We start from the raw sequence: 15,293 nt of genomic DNA, 5'->3' as shown, positions 1-15,293 counted from the left end.
GGACTATCCCAAGGAGAATTTTTCTTTAAAATAAAGATCACGAAAGACTTTTGGCAGCCGAGAGGCAAGCTCAGCAGGCAAAAAGCCAAAGGGACCCTTTTCTTCGGCCAGGGCCTCTCCGGCCACCCCATGGCTATAGACGGCCAGACAAGCAGCCCAAAAGGGCTCAAGCCCCTGGGCCAAAAGGGCAGCAATTATCCCCGAAAGCACGTCTCCAGAACCCCCAGTAGCCATCCCGGGACCACCTGTAGGATTGATGGCCAGGGCCTTGGGAGAGGCGATAACCGTCCGGGCCCCCTTTAACACCACCACCGCTTCGCTGGCCTTGGCTAACCCCTGGGCCGCACCCAACCGGTCTGCCTGAACCTCCCGAGAGCCGATTCCCAAAAGCCGCCCCATTTCCCCAGGATGGGGGGTGAGAATCCGGGGAGCCGGAGCCTGTTTTAGGCTCTCGGGAGTCAGCTCAGAGAGGATGGTTAAGGCATCGGCATCGATTACCAGCGGCCAAGGGGCTTTAAACATTATCAGACGGGCCAGATCCTTGGTTTCCGGATGAAGTCCCAGACCAGGGCCAAGAACAGCAGCCTTTACCCGAACCCTTTGTCCAAAGGACATAAGGGGTTCCCAGGCCTCTTTGGCCAAAGATCCTTCCTGGGTCTCAGGCAGGGGAAGGCTCATGGCCTCGGTTAGCTTGGTTTCAACGATCGGATTGTTCCTATGCCCAATAGCTACAGTGACCAAGCCGGCCCCAGCACGCAGAGCCCCCAAAGCCGAAAGACAGGCCGCCCCGGTTTTGCCTGGCGATCCGGCGATAATGAGTACATGGCCAAAGGTCCCCTTATGGCCCTCCGGTGGACGATGGGGAAGGTGGGGACCAAGGATGGAAGAGGTAAGGAGATAACGGCGAGGAGCTCGCTGGGAGATGAGCTCCTTGGGCATGGAGATATCAACCACCCGGAGCTCTCCCACGTAGTCCGCACCAGGAAAGACCACCTGGCCGATCTTGGGGGCGGCCATGGTAGCCGTAAGATCAGCCCGGAAGGCGACTCCGAGGATGCGTCCGGTATCGGCACAGATGCCCGAAGGGATATCAACGGCAATCCGCTTGGCCAAAGAAGCGTTAGCCAACTCAACCGCTCGGGCAAAGCGCCCCGTAAGGGGACGTTTAAGGCCAGTGCCGAAAAGGGCATCAACAATGACCTCAGCCTTTGATAGACCGGCCTCAAGAAGAAAGAGACCAGAGTCATTGACGACGCTGACCATTGGAAGGCCATGGGCCTTGGCTGCTCTAAGATTAATGGCTGCATCACCCCGGAATCTCTCCTCTGGGGCCAGCAGATAGACCGTAGACCTGATCCCCCGAGCCTTAAGGTGCCGGGCAATGACCAGGCCGTCTCCACCGTTGTTTCCCGGCCCTACCAAGATGGCCACCGTTTCCAAAGGGCTAAAGAGCTCCCAGATGAGCTCTGCAGTCCCCCGACCGGCGTTCTCCATGAGAACGAGCCCGGGGATACCCAGCTCCTCTATGCAGGCCCTATCAAGGGCTTGCATCTCTTGGGCTCTAAGGAGATACATCCTCACCCTCCAAGACAACCATAGCTACCGCCAGATCTCGTTCATGGGAAAGAGAGACATGGGCCCTTTTGACGCCCAAGGCCTCGGCTACCCGGGCCGCTCGCCCGTGGAAGAGGAGCCAAGGACGTCCGGATTCCTGGCGCCGAATTTCTATTTCTCTGAAGGAAACCCCCTTCATTCCTGTCCCCAGAGCCTTTGAGGCCGCCTCTTTGGCGGCAAATCGGCCGGCTAAGTGAAGGGCCGGCCGAGGCATACCCTGGCAATAGGCTAGTTCCTCCGGGGTAAAGAGACGGCGTTCAAAGCGTTCTCCGTGCCGCCTCAGGGCCTCCTCTATCCGGGAGATCCGGACGACGTCCACTCCAATGCCAATGATCATCGCTGTCTTAGCATGGCGGCCTTCTCTATCAAGGACCTCATCTCAGCCACCGCCTCTTTAAGACCCACAAAGATGGCCCGAGAGACAATAGCATGGCCGATGCTGAATTCTTCGATCTCCGGAATGGCTGCCACCTGAGAGATGTTGTCGTAGTGTAGTCCATGGCCGGCATGAACTCTGAGGCCAGCCTCCCGGGCGACTTCAGCAGCCTCTTTGATCCGTAAAAGTTCCTGCTCCACGGCTGCCAGCTCCTTGGCCTCGGCATAATGGCCCGTGTGGATCTCAACGATATCAGCCCCGACCTTAGCTGCCCGACGAATCTGGGCAGGGTCTGGATCGATAAAGATACTTACCTCAATGTGGGCCTCCTTAAGCCTCTGGACCACAGTAGCGATCTTTTTGGCCCGCCCCTTGAGATTGAGCCCGCCCTCGGTAGTTACCTCCTGGCGTCTTTCGGGCACCAGGGTTACCTGATCCGGCCGAACCTCTTCGGCAAAGGAGATCATCTCCTCGGTGGCTGCCATCTCCAGAATGAGACGGGAGGAGACTATCTGGCGTAGGAGCCTTACGTCCCGATCCTGGATATGACGCCGATCCCCCCGCAAGTGGACCACGATTCCGTGGGCCCCGCCCAGGATAGCCAAGGTGGCCGCCTGGACAGGATCAGGATAGTCCACCTTGCGGGCCTCTCGAACAGTGGCCACATGATCTACGTTTACCGCCAACTTTGCCACGGCTGGCCTCCTTTCTGAGAAAAGGTCTTCATAAATATTCTCCAAGGCCCCAAGATCACGCCCCACAAGGGCTTTGAGGATCCGGGCCTCCATGGCCACCATCCTCTGGGCTTCTGAATCTCCAGCCTGGTGATCATAGCCCACAAGATGGAGGAGCCCGTGGATGGCTAGATGGATCAGTCGGTCGTAAAGATCCATCCGGCCGGCCTCGGCCTCTCTCCGGGCCGTATCGACAGAGATGATTATGTCTCCCAGGATCTCCCCTCCTTGAGGGAAGGAGAGCACGTTGGTGGCCCGATTTCGACCAAGGTATTCCCGGTTAAAGAGGGTGATCTCCTCATCTGTAGTCAGAACCAGGGCCACCTCGGCCTCTGGCTGCCCCAAGAGCTCAAGGGCCCCCTCTAAGGCCTTTTTAAGGCGGCTAGTAGAAAGCCTCCGCCGCCAGCGGTTGTGTACCAAAACGGCCATATTCAAACCTTAAACCGGAAGATGATCACATCTCCATCCTGGACGATATAGTCGCGGCCTTCAAGACGCAAAAGGCCCTCTTCCCGAGCTGCCTGATAGGACCCGAGACGAACGAGATCCTTCCAAGGGATGACCTCAGCCCGAATAAAGCCCCGCTCCATATCCGAGTGAACCACCCCAGCCGCCTTGACGGCTGGAGTCCCCCGACGGATGGTCCAGGCCCGGACTTCCTTATCTCCGGCGGTGAAAAAGGAGATTCTCTCCAGGACCTGATAACCGGCCCGAATGAGACGATCAACTGCTGAGCCCTCAAGGCCGTATTCTTTCCTAAAGGCCTCGGCTTCCTCTGGAGCAAGTTGGCTTACTTCCATCTCCAAGGCCCCGTGAATGGCGACCACCATAGCGGCCTCGACCTTAAGCTCCGGGGCCTGGACCTCGTCTCCTAAATTGATGACCACCACCATGGGTTTGGCTGTAAGGAAGGCGAAACCTCTAAGCTCAGGGGCCTCAGCCAAGGAATGGTCAACTCTTAATGGACGGCCGGAATCAAGAAGCCCTTTGGCCTTAAGCAACAGTTCATACTCGCCGACCGGAGGGCTCTTACCCCTTTTGCGATCCTTCTCCAGGCGTTCAAGACGCCGTTCAACCGAGATGAGGTCCGTAAGAATAAGTTCAGAATCTAATCTTTCTAAGTCAGCCTGAGGGTTCGGAGCAAGCCCAGAGAGATCAAAGGCCCGAACAACGTGGAAAAGGGCCTGGGCCGGCCTCAAGGCAGCAATCAGCTCCTCAAGGCGCCCATCCCGGGCCTTGTCTTCGGAGAACTCTACCGCTACATCCACAAACTCTACCGTAGCCGGGCTGAGCTTTGGAGGGGAGAAAAGGGCGGCTAAGGCCTCAAGCCTCTCATCTGGAACCTGAACCACGGCCAGATTAGTCCCCCGATGCCAGGCCCCAGCCTGAGAGAGTTCAGCTCCTCGGCCGGTTATAGCATTAAAGATGGTGGTCTTCCCCGAACCCGGAAGCCCAATGATCCCGATCTTCATGGGCTCTAAACCTAGGAAGATCAGGACCGAATGTCAACAAAGCCTCAGGAAAGCCTCAGGAGGCCCTTCGGGTAAAGTCGATGAGTGCCCTTAGGTGTTCAAGTACCTCCTCAAAACAGGGTTTTATCTCATTATGAAGCCTCTCTAAGGCGGCTTCTCGTCCCCGGGCCTTCCGAATATCTTCCTGGATTCCAACGACTGATTGATGAAGTCTGTCATGGGCGGGGACTAGACGATCCAAAATCTGCTTAAGACCCCCGTCCGACATTTTGACACTGGTCAACCAGCGCCCCAAGGCACAGCGGGTAGGATTGGTCTCCACCTGAGGGACTTCCTCCTTCAGGATGGCTTGAAGGACCTTCTCACGCCACTGGAAATGTTGCATCAGGATACCTATCAGCTTAAGGTGTCCGAGGGCATTCTCTTCGGCCTTTTTAATCGTCTCTGGACTCACTTGATATTGCTGTGATACCAGTCTGATCTCCTGGGCCAGATCCTCTATGACCTCCCTGGCCAGATTAAGCTTAGAGGTTAAAAAGGTAAAATTCTCCGTCTGTTGGGCCATGGCCTGGGTCTGGGTCTCTATCTCCCGGACCCCGCTTGCCCCTTGACTTATGCTTTCTTTTATCTCCTAGACGGTAGCGGTCTGCTCTTCGGTGGCGCTGGCGATGGTATTGGAGAGATCATTTATCTGGCTAACGATCTCGGTGATCTCCTCCACTGAGGCCACTGCTTGCTGAATATCTTTCTGGATGGTTCTGATCATCTGTTCGATTTCTTCGGTGGCCTGGGCTGTCTGGCGGGCGAGCTCCTTGACCTCACCGGCCACCACGGCAAAACCCTTGCCGGCCTCCCCAGCCCGGGCAGCCTCGATAGTGGCATTGAGCGCCAAAAGATTGGTCTGCTCGGCAATGGTGTTTATTACCTGGATGATGTCCCCGATCTTCTGAGAACTTCCACTGAGCCTCTTTATCAGGTCGTTGGTAACGGAGGCCTTTTCTCGGGCCAGGTTGGTTATCTTGGCAGCCTCAGCAACACTTTTAGCAATGTCGCCGGTAGCCCCGGCCATCTCCTCACTGGCTCGGGCTACGGCCGAAAGGCTTTCGGCCGCCTGACGGGCAGCGGCTGAAAGCTCTATCATCGCCTGGTTGATCTCCCGGCTGCCCCGGCCTATCTCCTGGTTGACCCCATTTAGATGGCGAGAGGCAAGCTCCAGAGAATCCCCCTGGGTCTTGAGGGTGAGGACTAACTGCCCCATACTGTAAATGAGATTATTGATCATCAAGGACAGAAGATAGACCTCTCTGGCCACCAGGGAAGGCTCCATCTCCTTAAGCCGGCCCCGATTTATCTCCTGAAGGGCAACCAGGCTCTTCCTTAAGGGCAAAGATAGCCCCTTTCTCACCAGACCATAGGCGAAGATCAAAGAAAAGAGCAGGGCCAGCCCCAGAGCCAGATAGATGTTGTGAGACCAATAAAAGGCCCCTAAAGGCAAAAAGGAGAGCCCGATTCCGGCAACAAATAGCCTAGTCTCTACCGGTAGGTTAATCAAAGGCCTTTTTAGGGAAACCTGGGCCATAGTCACCCCCAACAAAAAGTTTTCTTCCTCCTTCTGGTTAATTAATTAGCTAATCGTGTAGTTTTTCTATAATCTTGAGATCAGTTTTTATTTTTCGGTTTAATTTTTATGTTAAGGATTAAACAATATTTGAAGACAAAATTTTACCTTACAAAATCTTTCTTTAATTTTGGGGAGGCTATGGACCGACGACTCTGGATCGAGGCCAGCATCACTGTCCCTGCTGAGGCTGAAGAGGCGGTTAGCTTCTTCCTGACCAAGCTTACCGGCCGGGGGATAATAGTTGAGGACATCCCTCCAGGGGCCGCTGACCAGCCCTGGAAGAAGAGACTCAAGGCCTATCTGGCCGAAGAAGATGTTAACTCTTCGGCCCTGGCCCGGGTATTTCGCTTTCTGGCCGAGCTGGAAGCAGTCTTCCCAGGGGTGCTTGATCATCCAATTGAGACGCGACCCGTCTTTGAAGAAGACTGGGCCCTAAGGCTTAAGGAACATTTTCGGCCCCGTCGTATCGGCCAAAAGATAGTTGTCAAACCCTCCTGGGAGGTCTATGTCCCCAGACGGGGAGAAATCGTCGTGGAGATAGACCCTGGTATGGCCTTTGGCACCGGAGCCCACCCTTCAACTTATCTGGTCCTTGAGGCCTTAGAAGAACTCCTGGAGGTCTTCTTCAAGGATCCACCCTATGTACTTGATGTCGGCACAGGTACAGGTATTCTGGCCATTGCAGCCGCCAAGTTGGGAGCAAAGCAGGTTGTAGGCATTGACATCGATCCTGAGGCCGCTGAAGTGGCCCGGAACAATGTCCTCAAAAACGAGGTCCATGGTTTAGTAACTATCACTACCAGTCCCCTTTTCCAGCTGGCCGACCTCTTTGACCTCATCTTGGCCAATATCGGAGCCTACGAACTGACCTTCTTAGCCCCAGATATTACCAGCCATCTTAAAGCCGGCGGAGTGTTGGTCCTCTCAGGGATCCTAAAAGAGCAGAAGAGGAAGATCCTTGAGGCCTATGGGCCTGGAAGTTTTCTTCTCCTCCAGGAGAAAACCGACCCGGAGTTTGAAGAATGGACGGCCCTGATCCTCAAAAAGATCGCCTAAAAAGGTTTTATGCCCCGCAATCATCTCCGGGAAAAAGGGTCGTCCTTGCCCCAGATGAAGGGCATCATCTGAGGAAGGTCCTCAGGCTTAGAGCAGGTGAAGATATCTGGCTCCTTGACGGCCAGGGAGGGCTTTTTCTCGGCACCATAGAAGAAACAAGTCCCCAAGGGGTGGCAGTCCGAGTAAAAGACTTAATTTTTAGGGCCCCTCCGGCCCTTCCTTTGGTCCTCGTCCAGGCCATGCTTAAAGGAGAACGCTTGGCTTGGCTTATCCAGAAGGCCACCGAACTGGGAGCGACAAAGATAGTCCTTTTTGAGAGCCGACGGAGCGTGGTCCGGAGGACAGGTGGGGAAAAGCTCCGACGCCTCAGACGCATTGCCCTTGAGGCCCTCAAGCAGTCCGGGAGGCTCTATCTCCCGGAGATCGTTGGTCCTCTCCCGCTTAAAGAGGCTCTCACCAAGGGGGCAGAAGAGATTTGCCTTATCCTTCATGAAAAAGAGGGCCAAAGGAGGCTAAAAGATCTCCTGCCCCAGGCAGGATCCGGTCTTAGCTTGGCTGTTGGTCCAGAGGGAGGCTTTGAGGCCGAGGAGATCAAACTGGCCCAAGGATTAGGCTATACTCCAGTACGTCTGGGAAAGGCTGTCCTCCGGTCAGAAACAGCTGCCTTGGCCGCCTTAGCCGCAACCATCTATGAACTGGACCTTTAGCCCTTATAAAGATGATCCGAGAAAAGGCCTCCTCCTTGAAAGCTCTTTATTCCTCAAACATTAAAACAAAAAATTTTAAATTTTAAGCAAAGGTCTTTTTCTCGCTAAAGCATCGTCAAACTCCTTCCGATAGTCTCAAACAACGCTGGTCCGAAGGAGGCTCGTGTATGAAGTGGCTCTGTCTTCTTGGTGTCCTGTTACTCTTTTGTCTTTCCTTTCAGACGCCGGCCTTCTGTGGCGGGCAGGATGTCTTTTTAACCAAGTGTGGGTCCTGCCACCGAAAAGGTGGGCAGGCTCCACCGGTCAATCCGGCCGACAAGGCCGCTTCTGTCTGGAAGAAGTATTTCCGGCGTCACCGCCACCCCGTGGATTTGGAAAACATCATCAGCTCGGAGGAACTTCAGCAGATCGTCTCTTTTCTTGAGGAGCATGCCGCAGACAGCGACCAACCTGAGGCCGCCCTCATTCCTAAGTAGAAAGGAGGAAAATATGAGCAAGAAGATACTGCTTCTGGGGGTTTTGTTGAGCCTTATCCTCACCACACCGACCAAGGCCCAGCAGATGGTCACCATCCCGGCTGAAGCCTACCAGACCATCCTCAAGCGTCTTGAGGCCCTTCAACGAAGGGTCGAGCAACTGGAGCGCGAAAGACAAGAGAGCCTAAGGCTTGAAGCCAAAACCAAACGGATGGAAAAAGACATCTCCGAGATATATGACACCCTGGATGAGGTGGAGACCAAAGCCATCAAAGATCGTATCAACCTGGGGGCCGAACTTCGGACCCGGGTAGATTTCTACAAGCTGAAAGACTACCTCGACAAAAATACCAATCAAAAAATAGACTGGGTAAACGATAATTACTGGAGCAATCGTTTCCGTCTCAACCTCGAGGCCAGGATAAGTCCCCGACTCTTTTTCCACGGGCGTCTGGCGGTCTACAAAAACTGGTCAGACAGCGACCGGATCACCCTTTATTCTGACCCCAATCGGTCCCATGTCCCTGACAATACCACCGTCAAGTTGGACCGGGCCTATGTAGATTGGATCGTGCCCGACCTCCCAGTCCCGCTGGCCTTGACCTTCGGCAGACATCCATCTACCGAGGGGCCACCCTTTGAATTCAAGGAAAATCGGGCCCGGCAATCCACCTATCCCGCCCTTCTTTTCGATGGTGAGGCCGACGGGATTGTGGCTACCTTAGGTCTTGAACGCTATCTGGGCTGGAAGAACGCCGGGTTCCGCATCGCCTACGGCAAAGGCTACCAGAACGATAATGATTTTTACATCTACCTTGACGATCGAAGCGGCCTTGATGATCTCAATGTCCTGGGGCTTTTCTTTGAGACCGAACTCCCCCGCCTCCCCAAGAGTCTTCTGGTCCTAAGCTGGGTCAAGGGCTGGAATTTCGTCGATCTGCCGACCAACACCCAGAAAAACCTCGGAGATATGCAGATCTTTGGCCTCCACCTTCAGATCCCCAAAATCTTTACAGGGTTTGACGTCTTCTTTTCCTGGGGGCTTAACAAGAGCGATCCCAATGGGAACTCGGTCGATCTTTCTTCCTTGGGTTTAGGGCAGGTGGGCCTTCTTTCCAGCGCTGGCCAGAAAGACCATACCGGATGGGCCATCTACACCGGCTTTCGCTACAGCCTTCCCTGGAAGAGGCTCAAAAACCCCAAAGTTGGCTTTGAATACAACCATGGAAGCAAGTACTGGTTCAGCTTTACTCAAGGTAGCACGGAGATATACAACAAGCTAGCAACTAGAGGAGATGTCTTTGATTTCTACTATATACAACCCCTGGAGAAAAATCTCTTTCTGCGAACAGGATATACCTATATAAATTACGATTATAATCTTAGCGGATGGCACATTGGAGAGCCACAAAAAACCGATGAAAAGCTAACTAATTTCTACATGTTAATAGATTGTCGCTTCTAAACCAAAAGGTGAGGGAGAAGATGACAATAGCATACATAAGAAATTTATCAGTTAAAAAGAGGCTCTTTAGCCTAATAGCTATTGCAGTCACAACATTAGTTTTTGTGGCAGGAATAAATCTAATAAATTTAAAAGAGGTATCAAAAAAAGGTCTAGAAATAAAATTAGCCTCAGAGGAACTTCTAGCCGGAAATAAAAAGAATTTCCAAATAACAAAACTAATAGGTGATATCCACTCAAGCTTGAGCCTATTTCTCCAAAGTGGAGAAAAAAAATATTTAATAGAAACAAAAAATGCCCTAAAAGAATTAGGAATGAAAACAGAAAAAAGAGAAAAGGAAACAAAAAAATTATTAAAGGAGGTGGAAACTCTATCAATAAGAATTGAATCTCTAAAAGAGAACAGAAAAAACTTCCTAAGAATACAGGAAAATCTTCTAAAGAAGATCGAAAAAGCCCAAAAAGCAACAACTAACAATGATTACATAGAATGCCTAAAAAGCATCATAAGTTGCTTTAAAGAATACAACAGTGCATCAGACAAGATCCTACATTCAACAGAAACAATAGAGATAGAAGACATATCAAAAAGAACTGAAAATTCTATCCAAGAGATAGAAAAAAGGCTTTCTCGTCTAAGCCCAAAAGAGGCCCTTCTTTTTAAAGAAATAATTAACTCTCTTTATGATCTGGATGATGCGGCGGTAACCGTCATAGCTATCAAGAAAAAGGTGGCATCAAGCCAAAAGAAGGTCATCAATGATCTTAAGAAACTTGAGGCCTTTCTGGGAACAGAAACCAAGGATCTCGGTTCAAGAACGGCCACCTTGGTCAAGGAAAGCCAGGAAATTGTTTCCAAGACCTTTAGTATTTCTCTGGTAGCCCTGGGGCTCTCGCTGACAGGCATCATCCTTCTAGGTTTGGCCCTAAGCCACTCCATCCTTGATCCTATAGACCGGTTAGTGGAACTCCTTAAAAAGATGTCCAGGGGAGATCTGAGCTCGCGGCTTGAGGTCAGAGGCAAGGACGAGCTCGCCCTTTTAGCCGATCATTTCAATCGTTTTCTGGATCACATTACCTCTTTGGTTGGCCAGGTGAGAAATTCGGCTAAAGAGGTCGACGGAGCGGCCGGATCCCTGGACACCTTGGCCCGCCAGATGCTCTCCGAGGCCAAGCATTCGGTGGCCGTCGCCGAAACGGCCATAGGAGAGACGGAACGACTGGTCGAATTCATGAAGGAGACGTCTCAGATGATTGAAAGCCTCGCGGCCGCCACCCGGGAAATTTCTCAAAATACCACCACCGCTGCCGGGGTGGCGAGGGATTTGGCCCAAAGTATGGATGAGACTCGGGAGATCATCACCCACCTAAGCCAACAGACCCAAAAGATCGGCTCAGTCATTGAGCTTATTCGCTCCATTGCCGAGCAAACAAGCCTCCTGGCCCTAAACGCCACCATCGAGGCTGCCCGGGCTGGAGAGGCCGGCAAGGGCTTTGCCGTGGTGGCCGGTGAGGTCAAGGAGCTCGCCCGCCAGACAGCCCAGGCCACCGAAGAAATCGCCCCTATCATCGAAGGCATCCTCAAGGAGGTAAACCGGGCTGTTAAAAGCGTGGAGGCCAACGTGGAAGGAACATCCAGAATGCAGGATGCGGCCAATACTGTAGCCACGGCCGTGGAGGAACAGACGGCCACCTACCAGGAGATAAACCATCAGGTTCACAACGGCAGTCAGATGACCGAGGAGGTCCGCATTCATATAGAGACTTTGAGCCAGGAGGCGGCCCAAAACCTTAAGGAAGCTCAAGAGCTCACCAAACGGGCGGAATTTTTACGAAGCCAGTCTCACCGATTGGAAAAAATGGTCCGAGGGCTTAAGGTCTAGCTTGTCTGAAAGCGGGGGTCTGGTAAAAGATGGGCTGTGCGTCTGATTAGCTGGCTCATCTTTTTCTTAACGGCCCTGATACCGGTTGCCTCTGAGGCCATTGATCTCAAAGAGGCCATTGATCTGGCCCTCAAACACAACCCACGTATCAAGGCCTCTCTGGAGGAATGGCAGGCCGAGAGGGCCAGGATTGCCCAGCAAAAGGCCAGCTATCTTCCTCGGATCGAGGCCTCTGGGGGCCTTTCTCATGAGAATGCCCCCACCTTTCGTCGGGATTCCTGGTCCTGGTCAGTGACTGTACGCCAGGAGATCGCCGATTTCGGCCAGCGCCGCTCCCTACTTAAGGCCCGCCGAGCAGGTAGCGAGGCCAAAAGAAGGGAGCTTCTGGCCACTGTGCTTGAAGTTATAGAGACCGTCAAGACTGCCTATTATCAAGTTCTCTACGCCCAAAAGCTCCAGAATTACCGTAAAGAGGATCTCCAGCGCGCCCAGGTCCACTTGGCCCAGGCCAAAACTGCTTACGAATTGGGAAGCCGTCCTAAGATAGATCTCACCCAGGCCCGGGTTGACCTAGCCCGAAGCAAACAGGCCCTCATCAAGGCCCAAAGCCGCCTCAAGACTGCCTGGGTTGATCTTAATCGGGCCGTTGGTGTCTTTGGGCTGGCCCAGGAGCTTGAGGGCCAGCTTAAAGAACCACAGACCAGGATCGACTTTAAAGGTTTACTCGACCTGGCCTTGGCCAATAATCAGACCTTAAAAGCCCTCGAGGCCTCCCTCGAAGACGCCCGCCATAGACTAGAGGCCATCCGGAGCGAGTATCGCCCCAGAATTTATGGTGAGGCCAGCTACGGGGAGATTGCCGAACACTTCCCTCTCAAGGAACGCTGGCGGGCCAGTCTAAATCTGACCTGGCCCCTTTTTACTGGCGGGGAGAAGGGAGGGCGTCTTAAAGAAGCCCTGGCCCGCTTAAAAGGCCTCGAGGCCCAGATTGCTGATCTTAGGCTTGAAATCCGTCAGGAGGTGGAAAAGACATATTACCAATGGCAGGAGAAAATGGCCCAGATCAAAGCCGCCTCTGAGGCCCTGGCCCATGCCCGGGAGAACTATGATCTTACCTTGGGCCGATACCAGGTTGGGGCCGGCAGTATGGTTGAACTCCTCGATGCCCAGACCTACCTCTCGCAAGCCGAAAGTGATTACGCTCTGGCCCTGTTTGAGGAGAAGGTAGTCCGCTTCAGGCTAGAGAGGCTAAGCGGCCGTCTTCCCTCGGCAGCTGAAAGATTTTTTAAACTAGAAGGCCAAAACTAGGCTAGTCATTTTATGTTTAGGATAGAAGACTACGATTATGAACTTCCCAAGGAGCTCATCGCTCAGTATCCCCCTGAGGAGCGTCAGGAATCGCGCCTCCTGGTCCTCCACCGAGGATCAGGAAGCCTGGAACACCGCCGTTTCCGGGAGATCATTGATTATTTTTCTCCCGGAGACCTTTTAGTGGTCAACGACACTAAGGTCTTCCCGGCCCGTCTCATCGGCCACAAGGAGACCGGTGGCCGGGTAGAGATTCTCCTCCTTGAACTTCCTCACCCAGGAGTACCGACCCCGGCCCTTTTTCGTGGCCGCAGGCCCAAGGCCGGCCTGAAGCTCCTTTTTGACCAGGGGCTCTCAGCCGAGATCATCAAAGTAGAAGATGGAGGCCAAGTCCTGGTAAAATTAAGGGCCCCAGGAGATCTTCTAGAGATCATCGAAAAGATAGGTCATATTCCCCTGCCCCCTTATATCCGACGTCCGGACACCCTTGAGGACCGTTTTCGCTACCAGACGGCCTTCGCCAGACGCCCCGGGGCCGTGGCCGCTCCTACAGCTGGGTTCCATTTCTCAGAAGAATTACTTCAGAGCCTTGAGGCCAGAGGCATCCTTTGCGTCTCGATCACCCTTCATGTGGGCTATGGAACCTTTGCTCCCATTAAGACAAAAGACATAAGAGACCACCGGATTCACTCCGAATACATAGAAGTTAGCCCGGAGGTGGCCCAAATCATCAATCAGGCCAAAGAAGAAGGCCGGGCCATCTTTGCCTGCGGAACAACAACCATGAGGACCTTGGAGTATGCCGGCCGGGAAGGATATCTCAAGGCGACCAAGGGCTGGTGTGATCTGTACATCTATCCAGGATTTGAATTTAGGATCGTCGACCACCTGATCACCAATTTTCATCTCCCTCGTTCCTCCCTGCTGGTTTTGGTCTCCGCCTTTGCCGGTAGGGAAAAGATCATGGCGGCCTATGCTGAAGCCATTGCCCGAAAATATCGATTCTTTTCCTATGGTGATGCCATGCTTATTTTCTAAAAACAAATTTGGGAACCTTTTATTTGACAAAGAGGGATTATTCGGTAGAAAATCAAGAGATTAGCAGACTAAAGGGTGGGTGTGGAGTTTTTTAGAAAAAACCGGGGTGGGGAGTCCCTGTCGGAGACTGTCTGATAAAGCTAGGTAGGCCATGGGAGAGGAAGTCGCCAAGGACTTAGAACCAATTGTCCAGAGGGTGAGGCAAAAAATCAGCGATTATGAAAAATATGCCTTCAGCCACATCCAGGGCCGGGCCCTGAGGGCCTTCTTTGATCTGGCCCAAGAATATGAAACCCTGGATAACTTTTACAGGATCTGTGTGACCATCCCCCGGGAATTTCTGGGCTACGAGTCCCGTCTGTATATTCTCTCCCGTGATGGTCGTCTCTATCTGGTGGCCGATAGCCAAAAGGGACTTATGCCGAGCGGTACTATAGCTCCCAAGACCATCTGCCTTTCTGAGGCCCCTTACGAGAAAAACGGTTCTTTTTATTGCCCCATCCGCGGCAACCGCCGCCTGATAACCAAACTTCCCTTTCATCAGGCCGAGGAGATCATCGGGATGCTTGAGGCCTTCCCCTCGGAGAAGATGAACGAAAAAGATCGGCTCTTCTTTGAAAAGTACGCCAATCGGATCGGCTACAATCTCCACAACAAAATCCTTGCAGCCGAAAACATCCGCCATTTAAGATTCATCAACAACTTGGTGGCCGATATCGAACACAATGTTATTGTTCCCAACCTTCGCTACCGGATCTTCTTCAATCGGCTCCGCCGGGAACTCAAAAGGCTAACCGAGCTTGAATCTGCCTTAAGGGAAGAACTCTACCAAAGCAATCCTGAACTTGAGAGGATAAAACGCTTGGCCGCCGGGATCTCAAACATCCGACGCCAGATAGAAAACGAGATCAAGGAGATCGAAAAGCACTACGAAAATACCAGCCTTTTCTTAGAGACCCTTCTCCGGCGTGATCACTTTGAACGGGGCGAGCTAGTCTTAAGAAAGAGGCCCTGTCGGTTTTACCGGGAGGTTATTGCCCCTCAGCTCGAACGCTACGAAAAGAGGCTTAAACGGCGGGGCATTCAAATAGATAACCGCTTGGGAGGCATACCAGAGAACGAGGACATCCCCCTGGCAGTAGATGTCGGGCTCCTCTCTCAGGTCTATGCCAACTTCTTCTCCAACGCCGAAAAATACACTCGCGAGGTGGAGGATGGCGGCCGAAAGGTCAAGTTTATGGCCTTTGGTCGGGAGATCATCCCGGATTTCTTCGGTCCGGGCAAACCAGGAATAAAGTTCAATGTTTTCACCACTGGCCCTCATCTTTCTGAAGAAGACGTGGCCAAGATTTTCGAAGAGGGCTATCGAGGAGATAACATCGAAAACGAACCGGGCACAGGCCATGGCCTCCACTTTGTAAAAAAGGTAGTCGAGGTCCATGGGGGGGTGGTGGGTTATGAACCCAAGCCCCTGGGAAACAATTTTTTCTTTGTCCTCCCCCTCAAAAGTGAACCCGGCCCCAGTAAAGAAGACGGTTTTTAG

At 52.8% G+C, this 15,293-nt stretch carries 14 protein-coding genes; 8 read left to right on the top strand and 6 right to left on the bottom strand.

Annotated elements, in window-relative coordinates; translation table 11 throughout:
* Positions 1–3: 3 nt before the first annotated feature.
* The 6 genes from ACXJJX_RS06850 to ACXJJX_RS06825 form a co-directional block, all read right to left on the bottom strand.
* A complete protein-coding gene (locus tag ACXJJX_RS06850) occupies positions 4–1,575 on the bottom strand; it encodes an NAD(P)H-hydrate dehydratase (protein WP_456433484.1) in 1,572 nt (523 codons plus the stop codon).
* Positions 1,562–1,951 (bottom strand): holo-ACP synthase, encoded by a 390-nt coding sequence (locus tag ACXJJX_RS06845; protein WP_456433482.1) that lies wholly within the window; start codon positions 1,949–1,951, stop codon positions 1,562–1,564. Before ACXJJX_RS06845 ends, ACXJJX_RS06850 begins: the two co-directional genes overlap by 14 nt.
* Positions 1,948–3,153: a pyridoxine 5'-phosphate synthase gene (locus tag ACXJJX_RS06840; RefSeq protein ID WP_456433480.1), complete on the bottom strand. Its 1,206-nt coding sequence runs from the start codon at positions 3,151–3,153 to the stop codon at positions 1,948–1,950. Before ACXJJX_RS06840 ends, ACXJJX_RS06845 begins: the two co-directional genes overlap by 4 nt.
* A gap of 2 nt (positions 3,154–3,155) precedes the next feature.
* On the bottom strand, positions 3,156–4,196 hold the full coding sequence (locus tag ACXJJX_RS06835) for a DUF933 domain-containing protein (RefSeq protein ID WP_456433478.1): 1,041 nt from the start codon (positions 4,194–4,196) through the stop codon (positions 3,156–3,158).
* A 55-nt stretch (positions 4,197–4,251) separates the two neighbouring features.
* Positions 4,252–4,761 (bottom strand): CZB domain-containing protein, encoded by a 510-nt coding sequence (locus tag ACXJJX_RS06830; RefSeq protein WP_456433476.1) that lies wholly within the window; start codon positions 4,759–4,761, stop codon positions 4,252–4,254.
* A gap of 66 nt (positions 4,762–4,827) precedes the next feature.
* Entirely contained in the window at positions 4,828–5,775 is a 948-nt protein-coding gene (locus ACXJJX_RS06825) for a methyl-accepting chemotaxis protein (protein ID WP_456433474.1), read from the bottom strand.
* A gap of 180 nt (positions 5,776–5,955) precedes the next feature.
* On the opposite strand from ACXJJX_RS06825, the gene prmA reads away from it, so the two are divergent.
* The 8 genes from prmA (at position 5,956) to ACXJJX_RS06785 (ending at position 15,293) form a co-directional block, all read left to right on the top strand.
* On the top strand, positions 5,956–6,873 hold the full coding sequence (gene prmA, locus ACXJJX_RS06820) for a 50S ribosomal protein L11 methyltransferase (RefSeq protein WP_456433472.1): 918 nt from the start codon (positions 5,956–5,958) through the stop codon (positions 6,871–6,873).
* Positions 6,840–7,580 carry an RsmE family RNA methyltransferase gene (locus ACXJJX_RS06815; RefSeq protein WP_456433470.1) on the top strand — a complete coding sequence of 247 codons (741 nt, stop codon included), beginning with the start codon at positions 6,840–6,842 and terminating at the stop codon, positions 7,578–7,580. The genes prmA and ACXJJX_RS06815 overlap by 34 nt, the downstream gene beginning before the upstream one ends.
* Positions 7,581–7,747: 167 nt before the next feature.
* Positions 7,748–8,056 carry a c-type cytochrome gene (locus ACXJJX_RS06810; protein WP_456433468.1) on the top strand — a complete coding sequence of 103 codons (309 nt, stop codon included), beginning with the start codon at positions 7,748–7,750 and terminating at the stop codon, positions 8,054–8,056.
* A 13-nt stretch (positions 8,057–8,069) separates the two neighbouring features.
* Entirely contained in the window at positions 8,070–9,521 is a 1,452-nt protein-coding gene (locus ACXJJX_RS06805) for a DUF3373 family protein (protein ID WP_456433466.1), read from the top strand.
* A gap of 731 nt (positions 9,522–10,252) precedes the next feature.
* Positions 10,253–11,404 (top strand): methyl-accepting chemotaxis protein, encoded by a 1,152-nt coding sequence (locus ACXJJX_RS06800; RefSeq protein ID WP_456433464.1) that lies wholly within the window; start codon positions 10,253–10,255, stop codon positions 11,402–11,404.
* 36 nt (positions 11,405–11,440) lie between these two features.
* Entirely contained in the window at positions 11,441–12,712 is a 1,272-nt protein-coding gene (locus tag ACXJJX_RS06795; protein WP_456433462.1) for a TolC family protein, read from the top strand.
* Positions 12,713–12,724: 12 nt separating this feature from the next.
* Positions 12,725–13,750, top strand: coding sequence for a tRNA preQ1(34) S-adenosylmethionine ribosyltransferase-isomerase QueA (gene queA / locus ACXJJX_RS06790; RefSeq protein ID WP_456433460.1), 1,026 nt, complete (start codon positions 12,725–12,727; stop codon positions 13,748–13,750).
* A gap of 151 nt (positions 13,751–13,901) precedes the next feature.
* Positions 13,902–15,293 carry a sensor histidine kinase gene (locus ACXJJX_RS06785; protein WP_456433458.1) on the top strand — a complete coding sequence of 464 codons (1,392 nt, stop codon included), beginning with the start codon at positions 13,902–13,904 and terminating at the stop codon, positions 15,291–15,293.

The sequence above is a fragment of the Thermosulfuriphilus sp. genome, from assembly GCF_054026695.1.
The sequence above is the reverse complement of the archived record's forward strand: the minus strand, read 5'-3'. Positions and strand labels throughout refer to the sequence as shown.